The 608-nt window shown below is 51.5% G+C and carries 1 rRNA gene; it reads left to right on the forward strand.

The window, feature by feature from the left end:
• Nucleotides 1–608, forward strand: a 23S ribosomal RNA gene (locus AAFU51_18880); the annotation flags it as partial.

Consider the following 608-nt stretch of genomic DNA (forward strand, 5'->3'; position numbering starts at 1 on the left):
AGCGAAAGCGGAACAGCCCAAACCAATGTTGTTTCGGCAATGTTGGGGTTGTAGGACTGTAATGTTCGATGCAAAGTGAAGTGGAAGCGTTTGGAAAGACGCACCGTAGAGGGTGATAGTCCCGTACACGCAAGCGATGTTATCGATAACAGTATCCTGAGTAGCGCGGGGCACGTGAAACCCTGTGTGAATCCGGCGGGACCATCCGCCAAGGCTAAATACTCCTGGGAGACCGATAGTGAACCAGTACCGTGAGGGAAAGGTGAAAAGAACCCTGAACAAGGGAGTGAAACAGACCCTGAAACCATACGCCTACAAGCGGTCGGAGCCGATTTATCGGTGACGGCGTGCCTTTTGCATAATGAGCCTACGAGTTACTTTTACTGGCAAGGTTAAGCACTTATGGTGCGGATCCGTAGCGAAAGCGAGTCTGAACAGGGCGCTTTAGTCAGTAGTAGTAGACGCGAAACCGTGCGATCTACCCATGGGCAGGTTGAAGCTGTGGTAACACACAGTGGAGGACCGAACCAGTTGACGTTGAAAAGTCTTTGGATGACCTGTGGGTAGGGGTGAAAGGCCAATCAAACTCGGAAATAGCTCGTACTCCC

It is taken from the genome of Bacteroidota bacterium, assembly GCA_039821555.1.
In the GTDB taxonomy this organism is placed as follows: domain Bacteria; phylum Bacteroidota; class Rhodothermia; order Rhodothermales; family Rubricoccaceae; genus JBCBEX01.